Annotated in this window: 27 protein-coding genes and 2 pseudogenes; all 29 read right to left on the bottom strand. The window is 63.2% G+C overall.

Annotated elements, in window-relative coordinates; all coding sequences use genetic code 11:
* Positions 1-110: 110 nt before the first annotated feature.
* Positions 111-500 (bottom strand): 30S ribosomal protein S11, encoded by a 390-nt coding sequence (rpsK, locus tag ACVWW1_RS06745; protein ID WP_006021048.1) that lies wholly within the window; start codon positions 498-500, stop codon positions 111-113.
* Between the two features lie 115 nt (positions 501-615).
* Positions 616-984: a 30S ribosomal protein S13 gene (gene rpsM, locus ACVWW1_RS06740; RefSeq protein WP_176530651.1), complete on the bottom strand. Its 369-nt coding sequence runs from the start codon at positions 982-984 to the stop codon at positions 616-618.
* A 191-nt stretch (positions 985-1,175) separates the two neighbouring features.
* A complete protein-coding gene (locus ACVWW1_RS06735) occupies positions 1,176-2,090 on the bottom strand; it encodes an adenylate kinase (protein WP_456655276.1) in 915 nt (304 codons plus the stop codon).
* Positions 2,091-2,161: 71 nt separating this feature from the next.
* Positions 2,162-3,496: a preprotein translocase subunit SecY gene (gene secY / locus ACVWW1_RS06730; RefSeq protein WP_176530649.1), complete on the bottom strand. Its 1,335-nt coding sequence runs from the start codon at positions 3,494-3,496 to the stop codon at positions 2,162-2,164.
* A 158-nt stretch (positions 3,497-3,654) separates the two neighbouring features.
* On the bottom strand, positions 3,655-4,140 hold the full coding sequence (rplO, locus tag ACVWW1_RS06725; RefSeq protein ID WP_207830283.1) for a 50S ribosomal protein L15: 486 nt from the start codon (positions 4,138-4,140) through the stop codon (positions 3,655-3,657).
* A gap of 21 nt (positions 4,141-4,161) precedes the next feature.
* Positions 4,162-4,353 carry a 50S ribosomal protein L30 gene (gene rpmD / locus ACVWW1_RS06720; RefSeq protein WP_092114985.1) on the bottom strand — a complete coding sequence of 64 codons (192 nt, stop codon included), beginning with the start codon at positions 4,351-4,353 and terminating at the stop codon, positions 4,162-4,164.
* Positions 4,354-4,392: 39 nt separating this feature from the next.
* A complete protein-coding gene (rpsE, locus tag ACVWW1_RS06715; protein ID WP_028349043.1) occupies positions 4,393-4,968 on the bottom strand; it encodes a 30S ribosomal protein S5 in 576 nt (191 codons plus the stop codon).
* Between the two features lie 58 nt (positions 4,969-5,026).
* Entirely contained in the window at positions 5,027-5,386 is a 360-nt protein-coding gene (gene rplR, locus ACVWW1_RS06710; protein WP_029081760.1) for a 50S ribosomal protein L18, read from the bottom strand.
* Positions 5,387-5,397: 11 nt separating this feature from the next.
* A complete protein-coding gene (gene rplF, locus ACVWW1_RS06705) occupies positions 5,398-5,931 on the bottom strand; it encodes a 50S ribosomal protein L6 (protein ID WP_092114986.1) in 534 nt (177 codons plus the stop codon).
* A 14-nt stretch (positions 5,932-5,945) separates the two neighbouring features.
* Positions 5,946-6,344 (bottom strand): 30S ribosomal protein S8, encoded by a 399-nt coding sequence (gene rpsH, locus ACVWW1_RS06700; protein ID WP_021081651.1) that lies wholly within the window; start codon positions 6,342-6,344, stop codon positions 5,946-5,948.
* Positions 6,345-6,360: 16 nt separating this feature from the next.
* Positions 6,361-6,666, bottom strand: a complete 306-nt coding sequence (rpsN, locus tag ACVWW1_RS06695; RefSeq protein WP_092114988.1) for a 30S ribosomal protein S14 — start codon at positions 6,664-6,666, stop codon at positions 6,361-6,363.
* A 46-nt stretch (positions 6,667-6,712) separates the two neighbouring features.
* Positions 6,713-7,270: a 50S ribosomal protein L5 gene (gene rplE, locus ACVWW1_RS06690; protein ID WP_097675079.1), complete on the bottom strand. Its 558-nt coding sequence runs from the start codon at positions 7,268-7,270 to the stop codon at positions 6,713-6,715.
* Positions 7,263-7,577: a 50S ribosomal protein L24 gene (gene rplX, locus ACVWW1_RS06685; protein ID WP_050402253.1), complete on the bottom strand. Its 315-nt coding sequence runs from the start codon at positions 7,575-7,577 to the stop codon at positions 7,263-7,265. The genes rplE and rplX overlap by 8 nt, the downstream gene beginning before the upstream one ends.
* Entirely contained in the window at positions 7,577-7,945 is a 369-nt protein-coding gene (rplN, locus tag ACVWW1_RS06680) for a 50S ribosomal protein L14 (RefSeq protein WP_011473865.1), read from the bottom strand. The genes rplX and rplN overlap by 1 nt, the downstream gene beginning before the upstream one ends.
* A 75-nt stretch (positions 7,946-8,020) precedes the next feature.
* A complete protein-coding gene (gene rpsQ, locus ACVWW1_RS06675; protein ID WP_092114991.1) occupies positions 8,021-8,269 on the bottom strand; it encodes a 30S ribosomal protein S17 in 249 nt (82 codons plus the stop codon).
* 10 nt (positions 8,270-8,279) lie between these two features.
* Positions 8,280-8,486, bottom strand: coding sequence for a 50S ribosomal protein L29 (gene rpmC, locus ACVWW1_RS06670; RefSeq protein ID WP_021081654.1), 207 nt, complete (start codon positions 8,484-8,486; stop codon positions 8,280-8,282).
* Between the two features lie 5 nt (positions 8,487-8,491).
* A complete protein-coding gene (gene rplP, locus ACVWW1_RS06665; RefSeq protein WP_016843752.1) occupies positions 8,492-8,905 on the bottom strand; it encodes a 50S ribosomal protein L16 in 414 nt (137 codons plus the stop codon).
* Between the two features lie 30 nt (positions 8,906-8,935).
* Positions 8,936-9,637, bottom strand: a complete 702-nt coding sequence (gene rpsC / locus ACVWW1_RS06660; protein WP_018272135.1) for a 30S ribosomal protein S3 — start codon at positions 9,635-9,637, stop codon at positions 8,936-8,938.
* Positions 9,638-9,657: 20 nt separating this feature from the next.
* A complete protein-coding gene (gene rplV / locus ACVWW1_RS06655; protein ID WP_018272136.1) occupies positions 9,658-10,044 on the bottom strand; it encodes a 50S ribosomal protein L22 in 387 nt (128 codons plus the stop codon).
* A 10-nt stretch (positions 10,045-10,054) separates the two neighbouring features.
* Entirely contained in the window at positions 10,055-10,333 is a 279-nt protein-coding gene (gene rpsS / locus ACVWW1_RS06650) for a 30S ribosomal protein S19 (protein WP_018272137.1), read from the bottom strand.
* A 12-nt stretch (positions 10,334-10,345) separates the two neighbouring features.
* The gene (rplB, locus tag ACVWW1_RS06645) at positions 10,346-11,179 is read right to left on the bottom strand and encodes a 50S ribosomal protein L2 (protein WP_021081655.1); all 834 of its coding nucleotides are present in this window, start codon (positions 11,177-11,179) and stop codon (positions 10,346-10,348) included.
* Between the two features lie 12 nt (positions 11,180-11,191).
* On the bottom strand, positions 11,192-11,491 hold the full coding sequence (locus ACVWW1_RS06640) for a 50S ribosomal protein L23 (RefSeq protein WP_092114992.1): 300 nt from the start codon (positions 11,489-11,491) through the stop codon (positions 11,192-11,194).
* Positions 11,488-12,108, bottom strand: coding sequence for a 50S ribosomal protein L4 (gene rplD, locus ACVWW1_RS06635; protein ID WP_173637158.1), 621 nt, complete (start codon positions 12,106-12,108; stop codon positions 11,488-11,490). Before rplD ends, ACVWW1_RS06640 begins: the two co-directional genes overlap by 4 nt.
* 1 nt (position 12,109) lies before the next feature.
* Positions 12,110-12,829, bottom strand: a complete 720-nt coding sequence (gene rplC, locus ACVWW1_RS06630) for a 50S ribosomal protein L3 (RefSeq protein WP_429033509.1) — start codon at positions 12,827-12,829, stop codon at positions 12,110-12,112.
* A 55-nt stretch (positions 12,830-12,884) separates the two neighbouring features.
* On the bottom strand, positions 12,885-13,193 hold the full coding sequence (rpsJ, locus tag ACVWW1_RS06625; protein ID WP_002712302.1) for a 30S ribosomal protein S10: 309 nt from the start codon (positions 13,191-13,193) through the stop codon (positions 12,885-12,887).
* Positions 13,194-13,287: 94 nt separating this feature from the next.
* Positions 13,288-14,478, bottom strand: coding sequence for an elongation factor Tu (tuf, locus tag ACVWW1_RS06620; RefSeq protein ID WP_176530645.1), 1,191 nt, complete (start codon positions 14,476-14,478; stop codon positions 13,288-13,290).
* A gap of 40 nt (positions 14,479-14,518) precedes the next feature.
* Positions 14,519-16,593, bottom strand: a pseudogene (gene fusA, locus ACVWW1_RS06615) (elongation factor G).
* Positions 16,594-16,623: 30 nt separating this feature from the next.
* Positions 16,624-17,096: pseudogene (rpsG, locus tag ACVWW1_RS06610) on the bottom strand (30S ribosomal protein S7).
* A 15-nt stretch (positions 17,097-17,111) separates the two neighbouring features.
* Complete coding sequence (gene rpsL, locus ACVWW1_RS06605) at positions 17,112-17,483, bottom strand: 30S ribosomal protein S12 (RefSeq protein WP_028168167.1); 372 nt, start codon at positions 17,481-17,483, stop codon at positions 17,112-17,114.
* Positions 17,484-17,649: the final 166 nt, after the last annotated feature.

Raw genomic sequence — 17,649 nt, 5'->3', positions numbered from 1 at the left:
CGTCGGGCCCGTCGAATGGCCGAACCTGGCGTTGGAGATCGCGGAACAGTCCGCGCGGTCAATTCCAAAAACGATCGCAGGGCGGCTGGAGGCCGCCCGCGACTTACAGATCAAACGCGCCGACGCTTGCGCGGACGGCAGCCATTGTGCGGGATCGTGGTCACGTCGCGGATCGAGGTGACGGTAAAGCCCGCAGCCTGCAGCGCACGGAGCGCCGACTCACGGCCCGAACCCGGGCCGGCCACTTCAACCTCCAGCGTGCGCATGCCGTGTTCCTGCGCCTTCTTGGAGACGTCTTCGGCCGCGACCTGCGCGGCATAGGGGGTCGACTTGCGCGAGCCCTTGAAGCCCATCGTGCCGGCCGACGACCAGGCGATGGTGTTGCCCTGCGCGTCGGTGATGGTGATGGTCGTGTTGTTGAACGACGAATTCACGTGCGCGATGCCGGAGGCGATGTTCTTGCGTTCGCGGCGACGTACGCGGGTGGCTTCCTTGCCCATTTCAAACCTTTCCTGTGATCTCAAGCGCCGCCGTAGTGCCAGCGGCTACACCTCAAAACGCAAATGGCGAGCAGCGAATTTTGATTCGCTGCTCCCCACCTGCAATTCGCGAAACTTACTTCTTCTTGCCGGCGATTGCCTTGGCCGGACCCTTGCGCGTGCGCGCATTGGTGTGGGTGCGCTGGCCGCGCACCGGCAGACCACGGCGATGGCGCAGGCCGCGATAGCAGCCGAGGTCCATCAGCCGCTTGATGTTGATGCCGACCTCGCGACGGAGGTCGCCCTCGACCATATAGTCGCGGTCGATGACTTCGCGGATCTGCAGGACCTCCTGGTCGGTCAACTGGCTGACGCGACGGTCCGCCGGGATCTTGACCTTCTCGATGATGTCGGCCGCGTTCTTCTGGCCGATACCATGGATGTACTGAAGCGCGATCAGCACGCGCTTGTTGGTAGGAATGTTGACGCCGGCAATACGGGCCACGGACTTCTCTCCTGTCGCCGCTCCATCACGGATGCGGGCTTCTCAAGTTCTTGCTCTCTGCGGGCTTGTGTCCACAAACGCGAACACGACGCCCTTCCCCTGATGTCCTTCGGGGCCCGGCATCGTCATCAAACTATCCAACTTGGATGCGGGGCTTATTAAAGGATTCATGTCGGTTTCGTCAACCGCTCCTAGCGTTTAGCTCGCTTTTTCGTGAGCCTTTTTGCTGCCTTTTTGGCGGCCTTTGCCCCCTTCCGGGCATTCGCCGTACGGGCGGCCTGCTTTGCGGCCTTCTTCACGGTCTTCTTGGCCGGTTGCTTCGCCGTTTTCTTGGCAGCCTTCTTGGCAGCTTTGACCTTGGAGGCCGGCTTTGAGGCTCCCTTGGCGGCCTTCCGGGCCGGTTTGGCGGCCTTACTGGCCGATTCGGCTGCCTTCCTGGTCGCCTTCGTCGCGGTCTTCTTAGCCGTCTTGGACGCCTTCGAGGCGCTCTTGGGCTCCTCGTGCTCCTTCGGTTCCAGCGCGCCGAGCGCGGTCAGGATCCGGTTGATCTCGCGGGTGACGTGCTCGATGGTCATCATGCCATCGACCGTCAGAAGCTTCCGCCGCTCCGAATAATAGTGAATCAGCGGTTCCGTCAGCGAGCGGTACTGCGCCAGGCGCCTGGTCAGCACTTCCGGTGTATCGTCGAGGCGCACTTCCTCGCCGCGCGCGCGGGTTTCCTCGGCACGCTTCTCGACGCGGGCGAGCAGCGCACTCTCGTTGACGCGCAGTTCGACGACGGCGTCGAGCTTGAGGTGCCTTTTCCGGAGCAGCTCGTCGAGGGCCTCCGCCTGCGGCACGGTGCGCGGGAAGCCGTCGAGAATGAAGCCCTTCTTGGCGTCGGGCTCCTCGATCCGGTCGGCGATGATTCCCACCACGACCTCGTCAGGAACCAGGCCGCCGTTGGCCATGATCTCCTTGGCCTGCAAGCCGACCGGGGTGCCCGCGGCAGCGGCTGCGCGCAGCATCTCGCCGGTCGAGAGCTGAACGATGCCATGCCGGTGCACCAGCCGCTGTGCCTGGGTTCCCTTGCCCGAGCCCGGCGGCCCCAAAAGGATTAATCTCATATCTGTTTCGCCCCCCGGCTAGGTGGGCGACGTCCGCACACCCGAGTTTTGAGTTTGAAGCCGCACCGCGATCAGCGGCGGCGGCCTCCCCTGAGCTTCGACTTCCTGATCAGCCCTTCATACTGATGGGCGAGCAGATAGCCCTGAACCTGCGACACCGTATCCATCGTTACACTGACGACGATCAAAAGCGAGGTGCCACCAAAGTAGAATGGGACCGAGGCGTAGGAAATCAGAATTTCGGGGATCAGGCAGACGATCGCGAGATAAATCGCACCGAGCACCGTGATGCGCGACAGCACGTAGTCGATGTATTCGGCGGTGCGCTCACCGGGCCGGATGCCCGGGACAAAGCCGCCATGCTTCTTCAGATTATCCGCGGTCTCGGTCGGGTTGAACACGATCGCGGTGTAGAAGAACGCGAAGAACACGATCAGCGCGAGATACATGAGCAGGAATAGCGGCCGGCCATGGCTGAGCTGGGTGGTGAGCCACTGGAACCACTCCGGCCCCTTGCCGGCGTTGAAGTTCGCAACCGTGGTCGGCAGCAGCAGCAGCGACGAGGCGAAGATCGGCGGAATCACGCCCGAGGTGTTGAGCTTGAGCGGCAGATGCGAGGACTGGCCCTCGAACATCTTGTTGCCGACCTGGCGCTTTGGATACTGAATCAGCAGCCGGCGCTGCGCACGCTCCATGAACACGATGAAGGCGATCACGGCGACCGCCATCACGATGACGATGAGGATCAGGCCGGTCGACATCGCGCCCTGGCGGCCGAGTTCCAGCATGTTGGCGAGCGCCGACGGCAGCTCGGCGACGATGCCGGACAGGATGATCAGCGAGATACCGTTGCCGATGCCGCGCGAGGTGATCTGCTCGCCGAGCCACATCAGGAACATGGTGCCGCCGGTCAGCGTGATCGCGGTCGAGATCCGGAAGAACATGCCGGGGTCGCTGACGACATTGCCGGCGCCTTCGAGGCCGATCGCAATGCCGTAGGACTGGAACAGCGCCAGGATCACCGTCAGATAGCGGGTGTACTGGTTCAGCGTCTTGCGGCCCGCCTCGCCTTCCTTCTTGAGCGCCTCGAGTTGCGGCGACACGGTGGTCAGCAGCTGGACGATGATCGATGCCGAGATGTACGGCATGATGTTCAGCGCGAAGATCGCCATGCGGTGGATGCCGCCGCCGGCGAACATGTTGAACATGCCGAGGATGCCGCCGGACTGGCTGCGGAACACCTGTTCCCAGATGTTGGGATCGATGCCCGGCAGCGGGATGTAGGTGCCCAGCCGATAAACAAGCAGCGCACCCAGGGTGAACCAGATGCGCTTCTTCAGCTCGTCGGCTTTCGCCAGCTGTCCGAAATTGAGGTTTGCGGCAAGTTGTTCGGCTGCTGAGACCATGTTCGGCTTTCTCCCGGAGCCCGCTTCGCCGACGCCCCCAAGAAACTCGTTCTCTCGGGCCGTCGGCAGACACCGGACATTATCTGGTGCTCGGCCTCGATAAGTCCATCATTCGATCTGCGGATTGCCCGCGCAGGCCGCGGGCAATGACGCAGATGTTACGCCGCCTCGCCTTCGTCCTTGGCGGGGGCCAGGATCTTGACCGAGCCGCCGGCCTTCTCGACCGCAGCAATGGCCGACTTGGAAGCGCCGTGCGCTTCGATGGTCAGCTTGGTCTTGATCTCGCCGCGGCCGAGCAGCCGCAGGCCGTCCTTGGCGCGGCGCAGCACGCCGGCCTTCACCAGCGACTCGACGTTCACCGTCGCGCCCGCATCGACCAGCTTGTTGTCGATCGCTTCCTGCAGACGGTCGAGGTTGATCTCGGCGAAGTCGAGCCGGAAGATGTTGTTGAAGCCGCGCTTCGGCAGACGGCGATGCATCGGCATCTGGCCGCCTTCGAAACCTTTGATGCGGACGCCCGAACGCGCGGTCTGGCCCTTGCCGCCGCGGCCCGAGGTCTTGCCCTTGCCGGAACCGATGCCACGGCCGACACGCATGCGCTTCTTGCGCGAGCCGGCGTTGTCGGCGATATCGCTGAGCTTCATCGCCCTTCTCCTTATCTCTGCTTACTCGCCGACGACGCGGACGAGATGCTGAACTTTGCTGATCATGCCGCGAACTTCAGGGGTATCCTGCAGCTCGGCAACCCGGCCGATCTTGTTGAGCTTGAGGCCGATCAGCGTCGAACGCTGCGAGTGATGGCGGCGGATTGCGCTGCCGATCTGCTCGACCTTGATGGTCTTGCTGGCCTGGGCCATGACAGTAACTCCGAATAGCGCTTCGAGAAGCGCGCGTTGTTATTCCGCCACCACTTCGGCGTCACCGCCGACGCGGCGCGACTGCAGGGTGGAGACCTTGATGTTGCGGCGCGCAGCCACCGAGCGCGGCGAATCCTGATGCTTCAGCGCGTCGAAGGTTGCGCGAACCATGTTGTAGGGATTCGACGAGCCGATCGACTTCGCCACCACGTCCTGGATGCCGAGCGTCTCGAACACCGCGCGCATCGGGCCGCCGGCGATGATGCCGGTACCGGCCGGAGCGGCACGCAGATAGACGCGGCCGGCGCCGTGACGGCCGGCGATGTCGTGATGCAGCGTGCGGCCTTCGCGCAGCGCGACCCGCGTCAGGTTGCGCTTCGCCGATTCGGTCGCCTTGCGGATCGCTTCCGGAACTTCGCGCGCCTTGCCGTGGCCGAAACCGACCCGGCCCTTCTGATCGCCGATCACGACCAGCGCCGCAAAGCCGAAGCGCTTGCCGCCCTTGACGACCTTCGCCACGCGATTGATGTGGACGAGCTTGTCGACGAACTCGCTGTCGCGCTCCTCGCGATCCCTGCTCCGTTCGCGTCCGCCGCGTTCGCGTTCACCTGCCATGGTGTTTTCCAATCTCTAGGAGGCCTGACGCCTCTATCCTGGTAATCGTTCGTAAAGTTTAGAAGCTCAATCCGCCTTCGCGCGCCGCATCCGCGAGCGCCTTGACACGCCCGTGATAGATGTAGGCGCCGCGATCGAACACGACTTCCTTGACACCCTTCTGCGCCGCGCGTTCCGCCAGCAGCTTGCCGACGGCCTTCGCCGCATCGATGTCGGCGCCGGTCTTGCCGGCGTCGCGCAGGTTCTTCTCCAGCGACGAGGCGGACGCGAGCGTCTCGCCCTTCTGGTCGTCGATGACCTGGGCGTAGATGTGCTTGGACGAGCGGAACACCGACAGCCGCGGACGGCCGCCTGCCGAGCGGCGAAGCGCAAGGCGGACGCGCTGCTTGCGCCGGGCATTCGTAACCTTGAGTGACATGACCGGCTCCGTTACTTCTTCTTGCCTTCCTTGCGGAAGATGAATTCGTTGGCGTACTTCACGCCCTTGCCCTTGTAGGGCTCCGGCGGACGGTAGGCGCGGATCTCGGCGGCGACCTGGCCGACGCGCTGCGGATCGTTGCCGGTGATCGTGATCTCGGTCGGCTTCGGCACCGCGATGGTGATGCCTTCCGGGATCGCGTAAACCACGTCGTGGCTGTAGCCGAGCGCGAGCTGCAGGTTCTTGCCCTGCATCGCGGCGCGGTAACCGACGCCGGTGATCTCGAGCTTCTTCTCGAAGCCCTTGGTGACGCCCTCGACGAGGTTAGCGACCTGCGCGCGCGCGGTGCCGTACATCGCCTGCGCGCGGTTGGTCTTGACGCGCGGGGCGACCTTGACCTGGCCGTTCTCGAACTTCACCTCGACGTCGTCATGCACGACGAACTGAAGCTGGCCCTTCGGCCCCTTCACCTTCACCGTCTGGCCCTCGACGCTTGCCGTCACACCCGACGGGATCGCCACCGGCCTCTTGCCGATACGTGACATCGTAAAATCCTTCCTCAGAACACCGTGAAGAGAACTTCGCCGCCCACGTTGGCGTCGCGCGCCTCGTGGTCAGCCATGATTCCCTTCGGCGTCGACAACACCGAAATGCCGAGACCGTTGTTCACGCGCGGCAGGTTCTTCACCGAGGCGTAAACGCGGCGGCCCGGCTTCGACACCCGCTCGATCTCGCGGATGACGGGCTCGCCGTCGAAATACTTCAGCTCGATCTCGAGCTCGCTGCGGCCCGAGGCATGCTCGACGCTGGCGTAGCCGCGGATGTAACCCTCGGACTTCAGCACTTCGAGCACGTTGGCGCGCATCTTCGAGCCGGGGCTCGAGACCTTGGACTTCGAACGCATCTGCGCGTTGCGGATGCGGGTGATGAGATCGCTGATCGGATCGTGCGTAGACATTGTTCCGACCCTCCCCTTACCAGCTCGACTTCACGAGGCCGGGAACCAGGCCCTTGGAGCCGAGTTCACGCAGCGCGATGCGCGAGAGCTTATTCTTGCGATAGATCGAGCGTGGACGCCCGGTCAGCTCGCAACGGTTGCGGATGCGCGTCGGCGACGAGTTGCGCGGCATCTCGGCGAGCTTCAGCGTCGCCGCGAAGCGCTCTTCCATCGGCTTGGTCTTGTCGGCGATGATCGCCTTCAGCTTCTCGCGCTGCGGGGCAGCGTTCTTCGCCATCCGCTTGCGCCGGTTGTTCTTCTCGATCGAACTCTTCTTTGCCATGCTTGGCTCCTGGGTATCCGCGTTTGAGTGGCTTTGGCTCAGCTACTCACTGCCGGAACGGGAAATTGAAAGCGGTCAACAAGGCGCGCGCCTCGTCGTCTGTCTTGGCGGTGGTGCAGACCGTGATGTCCATGCCACGCGCTTCCGAGACCTTGTCGAAGTCGATCTCGGGGAAAATGATGTGTTCCTTGATGCCGAGCGAATAGTTGCCACGGCCGTCGAAGCTCTTCGGGTTCAGGCCGCGGAAGTCGCGGACGCGGGGCAGCGCCACGTTCACCAGGCGGTCGATGAACTCGTACATATGGGCCTTGCGCAGCGTGACCTTGCAGCCGATCGGCTGGTTCTCACGCAGCTTGAAGGTCGCGATCGCGATCCGCGAATAGGTCACGATCGCCTTCTGGCCGGCGATCTGGCTCAGCTCGGCAGCGGCGGTCTCGGCCTTCTTGCGGTCGTTGACGGAATCGCCGACGCCCATGTTGAGCACGACCTTGTCGAGGCGCGGCACCTGCATCACGTTGGCATAACCGAACTTCTCGGTCATCATGCCGCGGATCTTCTTGTCATACTCCGCGCGCAGGCGCGGCGTGTAAGCTGTCTCAGCCATCGATCTCTGCTCCCGAGCTCTTGGCAACACGAACCTTCTTGCCATCGGCCTGAATCTTGAACCCAATGCGGGTCGGCTTTCCGTCCTTGCCGACATACGCAATGTTGGACAGGTCGATCGGCATCTCCTTGGAGATGATGCCGCCTTCCTGGGTCTGGCTCTGCTTCTGGTGACGCTTCACCATGTTGATGCCGCGAACGAGAGCCTTGTTCTCGTCCGGACGCACCTCGAACACCTCGCCGGTGCGACCCTTGTCGCGGCCGGTGAGCACCATCACCTTGTCGCCCTTGCGGATCTTGGCAGCCATCACAGCACCTCCGGCGCAAGCGAAATGATCTTCATGTGGTTCTTGGCGCGCAGCTCGCGCGGCACCGGCCCGAAGATACGGGTGCCGACCGGCTCGGACTGATTGTTGATCAGCACGGCGGCGTTGCGGTCGAAACGGATGACCGAACCGTCGGCGCGGCGGATGTCCTTGCGGACCCGGACCACGACGGCCTTCATCACGTCGCCCTTCTTCACCTTGCCACGCGGAATGGCTTCCTTGATCGACACAACGATAACGTCGCCCACGGTGGCATAGCGGCGCTTGGAACCTCCAAGAACCTTGATGCACATGACACGGCGTGCGCCTGAATTATCGGCCACGTCGAGGTTGGTCTGCATCTGAATCATTGATGCACCTCGTCCTCTTTCTGCGCTTTAGCGCGCCCAAAATTTCCCTGAATGTCTTCGGCCAGGCCGAAGTAATCAGGCCGTTTTCTTGTGTTCGCCCCGGACCACGGTCCAGCGCTTCAGCTTCGAGATCGGCTTCGATTCCTCGATCCAGACCATGTCGCCCGGCTTGAACTGATTGTCCTCGTCGTGCGCGTGGTAGTTCTTGGAACGGCGGATCGTCTTCTTGTAGATCGGGTGGGTGAAGCGGCGATCGACGCGCACCACCACGGTCTTGGCTTGCTTGTCGCTCACGACCACGCCCTGCAGAGTACGTTTCGGCATAGCTGGCCCCTTACTTCTTCTTCGCGCGCAGCTGCGCGGCGATGGTCTTGATACGAGCGATATCGCGGCGGGCTTCCCGCATCCGCGACGTGTTCTCCAGCTGCCCGGTGGCGCGCTGGAAACGCAGGTTGAAGCGTTCCTTCTTCAGGTTCAGGACCGCATCTTCCCGCTGGTCGTCGCTCATCGCGCGAATGTCTTCAACTTTCATCTCGGCCATGGCGTTTACTCCGCAATGCGCGCAACGAAGCGCGTCTTGATCGGCAGCTTGGCGGCGGCGAGCGACAGCGCCTCCTTGGCGGTCTGCACCGGCACGCCGTCGATCTCGAACATCACGCGGCCCGGCTTGATCCGGACCACCCACAATTCAGGCGCACCCTTGCCGGAGCCCATGCGGACTTCGGCGGGCTTCTTCGACACCGGCACGTCCGGGAACACCCGGATCCAGACGCGGCCGGCGCGCTTCATGTGACGGGTCAGCGCGCGGCGGGCGGCTTCGATCTGACGGGCGGTGACGCGCTCAGGCTCCATCGCCTTCAGGCCGAACTGGCCGAACGCCAACGTCGCGCCAGAGGTCGCAACGCCGTGGATACGGCCCTTATGCGCCTTCCGGAACTTCGTCTTCTTAGGTTGCATCATGGCTTTAAGCCCTCAAATTCCTGCTTTGCCTCAAGCGGCGTCGCGGCGCGAACGCGGCGTGTTGTCGCCCTCGGCCATCTTCTTGTCCTGGGCCATCGGATCGTGCTCGAGGATCTCGCCCTTGAAGATCCAGACCTTGACGCCGCAAGTGCCGAAGGTCGTGAATGCGGTGGCAACGCCGTAGTCGACGTCGGCGCGCAGCGTGTGCAGCGGCACGCGACCTTCGCGATACCACTCCATGCGCGCGATTTCGGCGCCGCCGAGACGGCCCGAGCAGTTGATGCGGATGCCCTCGGCACCGAGACGCATCGCCGACTGCACGGCGCGCTTCATGGCGCGGCGGAACGCAACGCGGCGCTCAAGCTGCTGGGCGATCGATTCAGCGACCAGGGTCGCATCGAGCTCCGGCTTGCGGATTTCGACGATGTTAATCACGACGTCCGACGAGGTAATGTCGGCAACCTTCTTGCGCAGCTTGTCGATATCGGCGCCCTTCTTGCCGATCACGACGCCCGGACGGGCCGAGTGGATCGTCACGCGGCACTTCTTGTGCGGGCGCTCGATCACGATGCGGGCGACAGCCGCCTGCTTGAGCTCCTTGTGCAGGATCTCGCGGATCTTGACGTCCTCGTGCAGGAGCTTGCCGTATTCCTGCTTGCCGGCGAACCAACGGGAGTCCCAGGTCCGGTTGATGCCGAGACGCAGCCCGATTGGATTGATCTTTTGACCCATCGTCTTCTCCTGCGCCCTTCTTAGGCGCTTGCCTCGGCCTCGACCTGACGAACCACGATGGTCAGGTGCGAGAACGGTTTGAACACACGGCCCGAACGGCCACGGCCGCGCGGAGCAAAACGCTTCATCACGATGCCGTTGCCGACATGCGCCTCGGCAACGACGAGATCGTCGACATCGAGGTCATGGTTGTTCTCGGCGTTCGCGATCGCCGATTCCAGGCACTTCTTGACGTCGACCGCGATCCGCTTGCGCGAGAACTGCAGGTCGGCGAGCGCAGCCGATGCCTTGCGGCCGCGGATCAGCTGCGCCACCAGGTTGAGCTTCTGCGGGCTGACGCGCAGCATGCGGGCGACGGCCTTGGCCTCATTGTCCGCGAGGCTACGTTCGCGCTTTGGTTTGCTCATCGTCTATTCCTCAAGCCTTCTTGGCTTTCTTGTCGCCCGAGTGGCCGTGGAAGGTCCGGGTCGGCGAGAACTCGCCGAACTTGTGACCCACCATTTCCTCGTTGATCGCCACCGGCACATGCTTCTGGCCGTTGTAGACACCGAAGGTCAGGCCGACGAACTGCGGCAGTATGGTGGAGCGACGGCTCCAGATCTTGATGACGTCGTGACGGCCGGACGCGCGCGCGGCATCTGCCTTCTTGAGCAGAGAACCCTCGACGAACGGGCCTTTCCAGACTGAACGAACCATGTCCGGCGTTCCTTACTTCTTCCGCTTGTGGCGGCTGAGGAGAATGAATTTGTTGGTCGACTTGTTGGTGCGGGTCTTCTTGCCCTTGGTCGGCTTGCCCCACGGAGTGACCGGGTGACGACCGCCCGAGGTACGACCTTCACCACCGCCGTGCGGGTGATCGATCGGGTTCATGACGACGCCGCGGTTGTGCGGACGCCAGCCGAGCCAGCGGGTACGACCGGCCTTGCCGATCGAGATGTTCATGTGATCCGGGTTCGAGACCGCGCCGATGGTGCCGCGGCAACGGCCGTGCACGAGACGCTGCTCTCCCGAGTTCAGGCGGACGATCACGTAGTCCTGGTCGCGGCCGACGATCTGGGCATAGGTACCGGCGGAGCGCGCCAGCTGGCCGCCCTTGCCGATCTTCAGCTCGATGTTGTGCACGATCGTGCCGACCGGCATGTTGCCGAGCGGCATGACGTTGCCCGGCTTCACGTCGACATAGTTGCCGGCGACGACGGTGTCGCCCGCCGCCAGACGCTGCGGCGCCAGGATGTAGGCCAGCTCGCCGTCCTGATACTTGATCAGCGCGATGAACGCGGTGCGGTTCGGATCGTACTCGAGCCGCTCCACGACCGCCGGCATGTCCACCTTGTCGCGGCGGAAGTCGACGGTGCGGTAGGCCTTCTTGTGGCCGCCGCCGCGGAAACGCACGGTGATGCGACCGGTGTTGTTGCGACCGCCATTGCCGAGCTTGCCCTCGGTCAGGGTCTTCACCGGCTTGCCCTTGTAGAGCGCCGAACGATCGACCATGACCAGCTGGCGCTGGCCCGGCGTCGTGGGATTGTAGGTTTTCAATGCCATCGTCGTTGCGCCTTATAGTCCGGTAGTCACGTCGATGCGGTGGCCCTCTTCAAGGGTCACGATCGCGCGCTTGGAGTCCGACTGCGAGCCGAGATTGCCGCGGAACACCTTGGTCTTGCCCTTGCGAACGAGAGTGTTGACGCTCTTCACCTTGACGTCGAACAGCTTCTCGACCGCTTCCTTGATCTGCGGCTTGGTCGCCTTGCCGGCGACCTTGAACATAACCTTGTTGTGCTCGGAGGCGAGCGTCGCCTTTTCCGTCACGACCGGCGAGATGATGACGTCGTAGTGGCGCGGATCGATGTTCTTCATTTGAAGCGCGCCTCCAGCGCATCAACCGCAGCCTTGGTCAGCACCAGCTTGTGGCGGCGGAGAATGTCGTAGACGTTGATGCCCTGGATCGGCAGCACGTCGATGTTCGGGATGTTGCGGGCCGCGGTCGCGAAACCGTTGTGCAGCTCCGCACCGTCGATGATCAGCGCGTTGGTCAGGCCGAGGCCCGAGAAGTGACCGAGCAGCGCCTTGGTCTTGGCGGCCTCGAGCTGCGCATTGTCGATCACGATCAGCCCGCCGTCCTTGGCCTTGGCCGACAGCGCATGCTTCAGCGCGAGCGCCCGCACCTTCTTCGGCAGGTCGGTCGCATGGGAGCGAACTACCGGACCGAACGCACGGCCACCGCCGCGGAACTGCGGCACGCGGGCCGAGCCGTGACGGGCGCCGCCGGTGCCCTTCTGCTTGTACATCTTCTTGCCGGTGCGCCAGACGTCGGCGCGGCCCTGGGCCTTGTGGGTACCGGCCTGGCGCTTGTTGAGCTGCCACTGCACGCAACGCTGGATGATGTCCTTGCGCGGCTCGAGACCAAAGATCTCGTCCGACAGCTGAACCGAGCCGGCGTCCTTGCCTTCAAGGGTGGTGACTTTCAGTTCCATCTCACACGCCCTCCTTCTCGGCCGCAGCCTCGGCAGCTTCGCCGCCGGCAACCTTGAACTTGCCGGGCTTCGGGGCTTCCTTCGGCAGCGGCTTCTTCACCGCGTCGCGCACCGAGATCCAGCCGCCCTTGGAGCCGGGAACGGCGCCTTCGACAAGGATCAGGCCGCGCTCGACATCGGTCGAAACCACGCGCAGGTTGAGCGTGGTGATGCGGTCGACGCCCATGTGACCGGGCATCTTCTTGTTCTTGAAGGTCTTGCCCGGGTCCTGACGGCCGCCGGTCGAACCGATCGAACGATGCGAGACCGACACACCGTGGGTGGCGCGCAGACCGCCGAAATTCCAGCGCTTCATGCCGCCGGCGAAGCCCTTGCCGATCGAGGTGCCGGTCACGTCGACGAACTGGCCGACCACGAAATGGTCCGCCTGGATTTCCGCGCCGACCGGGATCAGCGCGTCCTCGGACACGCGGAACTCGGCGACCTTGCGCTTCGGCTCGACCTTGGCGACCGCGAACTGGCCGCGTTCGGCCTTCGGCATGTACACCGTCTTGCGGGCACCCGAGCCGAGCTGAAGAGCGACATAGCCGTTCTTCTCGGTCGTGCGGTGGCCCAGCACCTGGCAGTTGCCCAACTTCAGCACGGTCACAGGGATATGCTCGCCGGTCTCCGTAAAGACCCGCGTCATCCCGACCTTTTGTGCGATCACTCCGGAGCGCATCGGCGTGCTTCCTGTCTTTTCTGTCCGCAAGCGGCGGACGTAAAAATCCAAAACCTTAGAGCTTGATCTCGACGTCGACACCGGCGGCCAGGTCGAGCTTCATCAGCGCATCGACGGTCTGCGGGGTCGGGTCGACAATGTCGAGGAGGCGCTTGTGAGTGCGCATCTCGAATTGCTCGCGGCTCTTCTTGTCAACGTGCGGCGAACGGTTGACGGTGAACTTCTCGATGCGGGTCGGCAGCGGAATCGGTCCGCGAACCTGCGCACCGGTGCGCTTCGCCGTGTTCACGATCTCACGGGTCGACGTATCGAGGATTCGATGGTCGAACGCCTTGAGACGGATGCGAATGTTTTGGCCGTTCATTGCCGTATCTCTTTCTTCGTCGCGCAATTAGCGAATAGCGAGTGGTGAGCTGCGGGTGGGCAAACCCACCCGCTGCAAACTGACTGATCCACCCTTACTCGATGATGGCGGCGACGACGCCGGCGCCGACGGTGCGGCCGCCTTCGCGGATCGCGAAGCGCAGCTTCTCTTCCATCGCGATCGGCACGATCAGGTGCACTTCCATCGCGATGTTGTCGCCCGGCATCACCATCTCGGTGCCTTCGGGCAGGTGCACAACGCCGGTCACGTCGGTGGTGCGGAAGTAGAACTGCGGGCGGTAGTTGGTGAAGAACGGGGTGTGACGACCGCCCTCTTCCTTGGTGAGGATGTAGGCCTCAGCCTTGAACTTGGTGTGCGGCTTGACCGAACCGGGCTTGCACAGCACCTGGCCACGCTCGACTTCCTCGCGCTTGGTGCCGCGGAGCAGCGCACCGATGTTGTCGCCGGCCTGACCCTGATCGAGCAGCTTGCGGAACATTTCGACGCCGGTGACGATGGTCTTCTGGGTGTCGCGGATACCGACGATTTCGATTTCCTCGCCGACCTTGATCACGCCGCGCTCGACACGGCCGGTGACGACGGTGCCGCGGCCCGAGATCGAGAACACGTCTTCAACCGGCATCAGGAACGGCTGGTCGATCGGACGCTCCGGCTGCGGGATGTATTCGTCGACATTGCGCATCAGCTCGAGGATGGCGTCGTGGCCGAGCGTCTTGTCCTTGTCTTCGAGGGCGGCGAGCGCCGAGCCCTTGATGATCGGGATCTTGTCGCCCGGGAATTCGTACTTCGAGAGCAGCTCGCGGACTTCGAGCTCGACGAGCTCGAGCAGCTCCGGATCGTCGACCATGTCGCACTTGTTCAGGAACACGACGAGCGCGGGCACGCCGACCTGGCGGGCGAGCAGGATGTGCTCGCGGGTCTGCGGCATCGGGCCGTCAGCAGCCGACACGACCAGGATCGCGCCGTCCATCTGGGCGGCACCGGTGATCATGTTCTTGACGTAGTCGGCGTGGCCGGGACAGTCGACGTGGGCATAGTGACGGTTCTTCGTCTCGTACTCGACGTGAGCGGTCGAGATCGTGATGCCGCGCGCCTTCTCTTCCGGCGCCTTGTCGATCTGGTCGTAGGCGGTGAACGTCGCGCCGCCGGTCTCTGCAAGCACCTTGGTGATCGCTGCGGTCAGCGAGGTCTTGCCATGGTCGACGTGACCGATGGTGCCGATGTTGCAGTGGGGCTTGTTACGCTCGAATTTTGCTTTGGCCATTTGACTCTCCGTTCAGTCGTTAGTTGCTAACCAACGACAATCAAGCAAACTTTTTCTGGACTTCAGCCGACACGTTCGCCGGTGCTTCGGCGTAGTGATCGAACTGCATTGTGAAGGTCGCGCGACCCTGGCTCATCGAGCGCAGGTTGTTCACGTAACCGAACATGTTCATGAGCGGCACCATCGCATTGATGACGTTGGCGTTGCCGCGCATGTCTTGACCCTGGATCTGGCCGCGCCGGGAATTCAGGTCACCGATGACCGAACCGGTGTAGTCTTCCGGGGTCACCACCTCGACCTTCATGATCGGCTCGAGCAGAACGGACTTGCCCTTCGTCAGCGCCTCGCGGAACGCAGCCCGCGATGCGATTTTCGAACGCCAGCGCCGACGAGTCGACGTCGTGATACTTGCCGTCGACCAGCTGCACTTTGACGTCCACCACCGGGAAGCCGGCAACGACGCCGGAGCCCATCACGCTGTTGAGGCCCTTCTCGACGCCGGGGATGTATTCCTTCGGCACCGCACCGCCGACGATCTTCGATTCGAACTCATAGCCCTTGCCGGGCTCGTTCGGCTCGACGACGATCGACACTTCGGCAAACTGACCGGTACCGCCAGTCTGCTTCTTGTGCGTGTACTTGACTTCGGCCTTCTTGGTCACGCGCTCGCGGAACGCCACCTGCGGCGCGCCGATGTTGGCATCGACCTTGTAGGTGCGCTTGAGAATGTCGACCTTGATGTCGAGATGCAGTTCGCCCATGCCCTTGAGAATGGTCTGGCCGGACTCCTGGTCGGTCGACACGCGGAACGACGGATCTTCCGCAGCGAGCTTGGCAAGCGCCACGCCGAGCTTTTCCTGGTCGGCCTTCGACTTCGGCTCGATCGCGATCTCGATCACCGGCTCCGGGAATTCCATCTTCTCGAGGATGACCGGCTTGTCGGGATCGCACAGCGTGTCACCGGTGCGCGCTTCCTTCAGGCCAGCCAGCGCGACGATGTCGCCGGCATAGGCTTCCTTGATGTCTTCGCGGTTGTTCGCATGCATCAGCAGCATGCGGCCGATACGCTCTTTCTTCTCGCGGGTCGAGTTCACCACGCCGGTGCCCGACTGCAGGATGCCGGAATAAATGCGGCAGAAGGTGATGGTGCCGACGAAGGGGTCGTCCATGATCTTGAACGCGAGCAGCGCCAGCGGCTCCTTGTCGTCCGCATGGCGCACGACTTCGTTGCCGTCATCGTCGGTGCCCTTGATCGCGGGCACGTCGACCGGCGACGGCAGGTAGTCAACGACAGCGTCGAGCAGCGGCTGCACGCCCTTGTTCTTGAACGCGGAGCCGCACAGCACCGGATAGAACGCGCCGGTCAGCACGGCCTTGCGGATCAGGCGCTTCAGGGTCGCCTCGTCCGGCTCCTTGCCGTCGAGGAAGGCAGCCAAAGCGTCGTCGTCGAGCTCGACGGCGGCTTCCACCATCTTCTCGCGGTATTCCTTGGCCTGCTCGACCAGATCTTCCGGGATGTCGACATAGTCGAACTTGGCACCGAGCGATTCATCGTTCCAGACGATGCCCTTCATCTTCACGAGGTCGACGAGACCCTTGAAGTTGTTCTCGGCACCGATCGGAAGCTGGATCGCGATCGGCTTGGCGCCGAGGCGGTCGACGATGTCGGACAGGCACTTGAAGAAGTCGGCACCGGTCTTGTCCATCTTGTTGGCGAAGACGATGCGCGGAACCTTGTACTTGTCGCCCTGGCGCCAGACGGTCTCGGTCTGCGGCTCGACGCCCTGGTTGGAGTCGAGAACGCAAACGGCGCCGTCGAGCACGCGCAGCGAACGCTCGACTTCAATGGTGAAGTCGACGTGGCCGGGGGTTGTCGATGATGTTCAGGCGCTTGCCGTTCCAGAACGCGGTGGTCGCAGCCGAGGTGATCGTGATGCCGCGCTCCTGCTCCTGCTCCATCCAGTCCATCGTCGCGGCACCTTCGTGCACTTCGCCGATCTTGTGGCTCTTGCCGGTGTAATACAGAATGCGCTCGGTGGTCGTGGTCTTGCCGGCGTCGATATGCGCCATGATACCGAAGTTGCGGTAGTCCTCGATGGCATGTTGGCGGGGCATGAGACTGTTCCTTAAATTCCGTTGATCGCCTTACCAGCGATAGTGCGAGAAGGCGCGGTTGGCTTCCGCCATCCGGTGCACGTCCTCACGCTTCTTGACGGCGTTGCCGCGATTGTTCGAGGCGTCGAGCAGCTCCGCCGACAGACGCTCCGTCATGGTCTTCTCGTTGCGCTCACGGGCCGCCGAGATCAGCCAGCGGATGCCGAGCGCCTGACGGCGCACCGAGCGGACTTCCACCGGCACCTGGTAGGTCGCGCGCCGCCGACGCGGCGGGAACGGACCTCGATGGTCGGCATCACGTTCTCGAGCGCCTGCTCGAACACGCCGAGCGGGGGCTGCTTGGTCTTGGCCTCGATCATGCCGAGCGCACCGTAGACGATGTTTTCGGCGACCGACTTCTTCCCGGCGTACATCACCGAGTTCATGAACTTCGTAATGATGATGTTCCCGAACTTCGGATCCGGAAGAACTTCACGCTTCTCAGCAGAATGGCGACGCGACATCTGATCGTTTCCCGCTTACTTCGGACGCTTCGCGCCGTACTTCGAACGACGCTGCTTACGGTTCTTGACGCCCTGGGTATCCAGCACGCCACGGAGGATGTGGTAGCGCACGCCCGGCAAGTCCTTGACGCGGCCGCCGCGGATCATGACCACCGAGTGCTCCTGCAGGTTATGGCCTTCACCCGGGATGTAGCCGATCACCTCGAAGCCGTTGGTCAGGCGCACCTTGGCGACCTTACGAAGCGCCGAGTTCGGCTTCTTCGGGGTCGTGGTGTAGACGCGCGTGCACACGCCGCGCTTCTGCGGCGACTGCTGCAGCGCCGGCACTTTCTTGCGCGACTTCTGCACTTCACGTGGTTTTGCGATCAGCTGGTTGATCGTCGGCATGCAGCCTTCACCCTTTAGTTCGCGCGAAAGCCTTGAATGGCTCCGCAAATTTCTTCTCAGGACTAGCCGTCCCGTACGGCCCGCTCGACGCGGAACAAGCAACCGCGCAAAGCGAAATCGCGCCAACCACTCATCACTGAGCGGAAAGCGCATCGACGCCACAGAG

The organism is Bradyrhizobium sp. JR3.5 (genome assembly GCF_054057015.1).
This window is presented reverse-complemented; position numbering and strand designations above follow the sequence as displayed.

Bases quoted from the DNA above. Each gene is read 5' to 3' on its own strand.
- rpsK (WP_006021048.1), bottom strand. From the start codon at position 500: ATGGGCAAGGAAGCCACCCGCGTACGTCGCCGCGAACGCAAGAACATC.
- ACVWW1_RS06735 (WP_456655276.1), bottom strand. From the start codon at position 2,090: ATGAGATTAATCCTTTTGGGGCCGCCGGGCTCGGGCAAGGGAACCCAG.
- secY (WP_176530649.1), bottom strand. From the start codon at position 3,496: ATGGTCTCAGCAGCCGAACAACTTGCCGCAAACCTCAATTTCGGACAG.
- rplO (WP_207830283.1), bottom strand. From the start codon at position 4,140: ATGAAGCTCAGCGATATCGCCGACAACGCCGGCTCGCGCAAGAAGCGC.
- rpmD (WP_092114985.1), bottom strand. From the start codon at position 4,353: ATGGCCCAGGCCAGCAAGACCATCAAGGTCGAGCAGATCGGCAGCGCA.
- rpsE (WP_028349043.1), bottom strand. From the start codon at position 4,968: ATGGCAGGTGAACGCGAACGCGGCGGACGCGAACGGAGCAGGGATCGC.
- rplR (WP_029081760.1), bottom strand. From the start codon at position 5,386: ATGTCACTCAAGGTTACGAATGCCCGGCGCAAGCAGCGCGTCCGCCTT.
- rplF (WP_092114986.1), bottom strand. From the start codon at position 5,931: ATGTCACGTATCGGCAAGAGGCCGGTGGCGATCCCGTCGGGTGTGACG.
- rpsH (WP_021081651.1), bottom strand. From the start codon at position 6,344: ATGTCTACGCACGATCCGATCAGCGATCTCATCACCCGCATCCGCAAC.
- rpsN (WP_092114988.1), bottom strand. From the start codon at position 6,666: ATGGCAAAGAAGAGTTCGATCGAGAAGAACAACCGGCGCAAGCGGATG.
- rplE (WP_097675079.1), bottom strand. From the start codon at position 7,270: ATGGCTGAGACAGCTTACACGCCGCGCCTGCGCGCGGAGTATGACAAG.
- rplX (WP_050402253.1), bottom strand. From the start codon at position 7,577: ATGGCTGCCAAGATCCGCAAGGGCGACAAGGTGATGGTGCTCACCGGC.
- rplN (WP_011473865.1), bottom strand. From the start codon at position 7,945: ATGATTCAGATGCAGACCAACCTCGACGTGGCCGATAATTCAGGCGCA.
- rpsQ (WP_092114991.1), bottom strand. From the start codon at position 8,269: ATGCCGAAACGTACTCTGCAGGGCGTGGTCGTGAGCGACAAGCAAGCC.
- rpmC (WP_021081654.1), bottom strand. From the start codon at position 8,486: ATGGCCGAGATGAAAGTTGAAGACATTCGCGCGATGAGCGACGACCAG.
- rplP (WP_016843752.1), bottom strand. From the start codon at position 8,905: ATGATGCAACCTAAGAAGACGAAGTTCCGGAAGGCGCATAAGGGCCGT.
- rpsC (WP_018272135.1), bottom strand. From the start codon at position 9,637: ATGGGTCAAAAGATCAATCCAATCGGGCTGCGTCTCGGCATCAACCGG.
- rplV (WP_018272136.1), bottom strand. From the start codon at position 10,044: ATGAGCAAACCAAAGCGCGAACGTAGCCTCGCGGACAATGAGGCCAAG.
- rpsS (WP_018272137.1), bottom strand. From the start codon at position 10,333: ATGGTTCGTTCAGTCTGGAAAGGCCCGTTCGTCGAGGGTTCTCTGCTC.
- rplB (WP_021081655.1), bottom strand. From the start codon at position 11,179: ATGGCATTGAAAACCTACAATCCCACGACGCCGGGCCAGCGCCAGCTG.
- ACVWW1_RS06640 (WP_092114992.1), bottom strand. From the start codon at position 11,491: ATGAAGAACATCGATCCGCGCCACTACGACGTCATCATCTCGCCGGTC.
- rplD (WP_173637158.1), bottom strand. From the start codon at position 12,108: ATGGAACTGAAAGTCACCACCCTTGAAGGCAAGGACGCCGGCTCGGTT.
- rplC (WP_429033509.1), bottom strand. From the start codon at position 12,829: ATGCGCTCCGGAGTGATCGCACAAAAGGTCGGGATGACGCGGGTCTTT.
- rpsJ (WP_002712302.1), bottom strand. From the start codon at position 13,193: ATGAACGGCCAAAACATTCGCATCCGTCTCAAGGCGTTCGACCATCGA.
- tuf (WP_176530645.1), bottom strand. From the start codon at position 14,478: ATGGCCAAAGCAAAATTCGAGCGTAACAAGCCCCACTGCAACATCGGC.
- rpsL (WP_028168167.1), bottom strand. From the start codon at position 17,483: ATGCCGACGATCAACCAGCTGATCGCAAAACCACGTGAAGTGCAGAAG.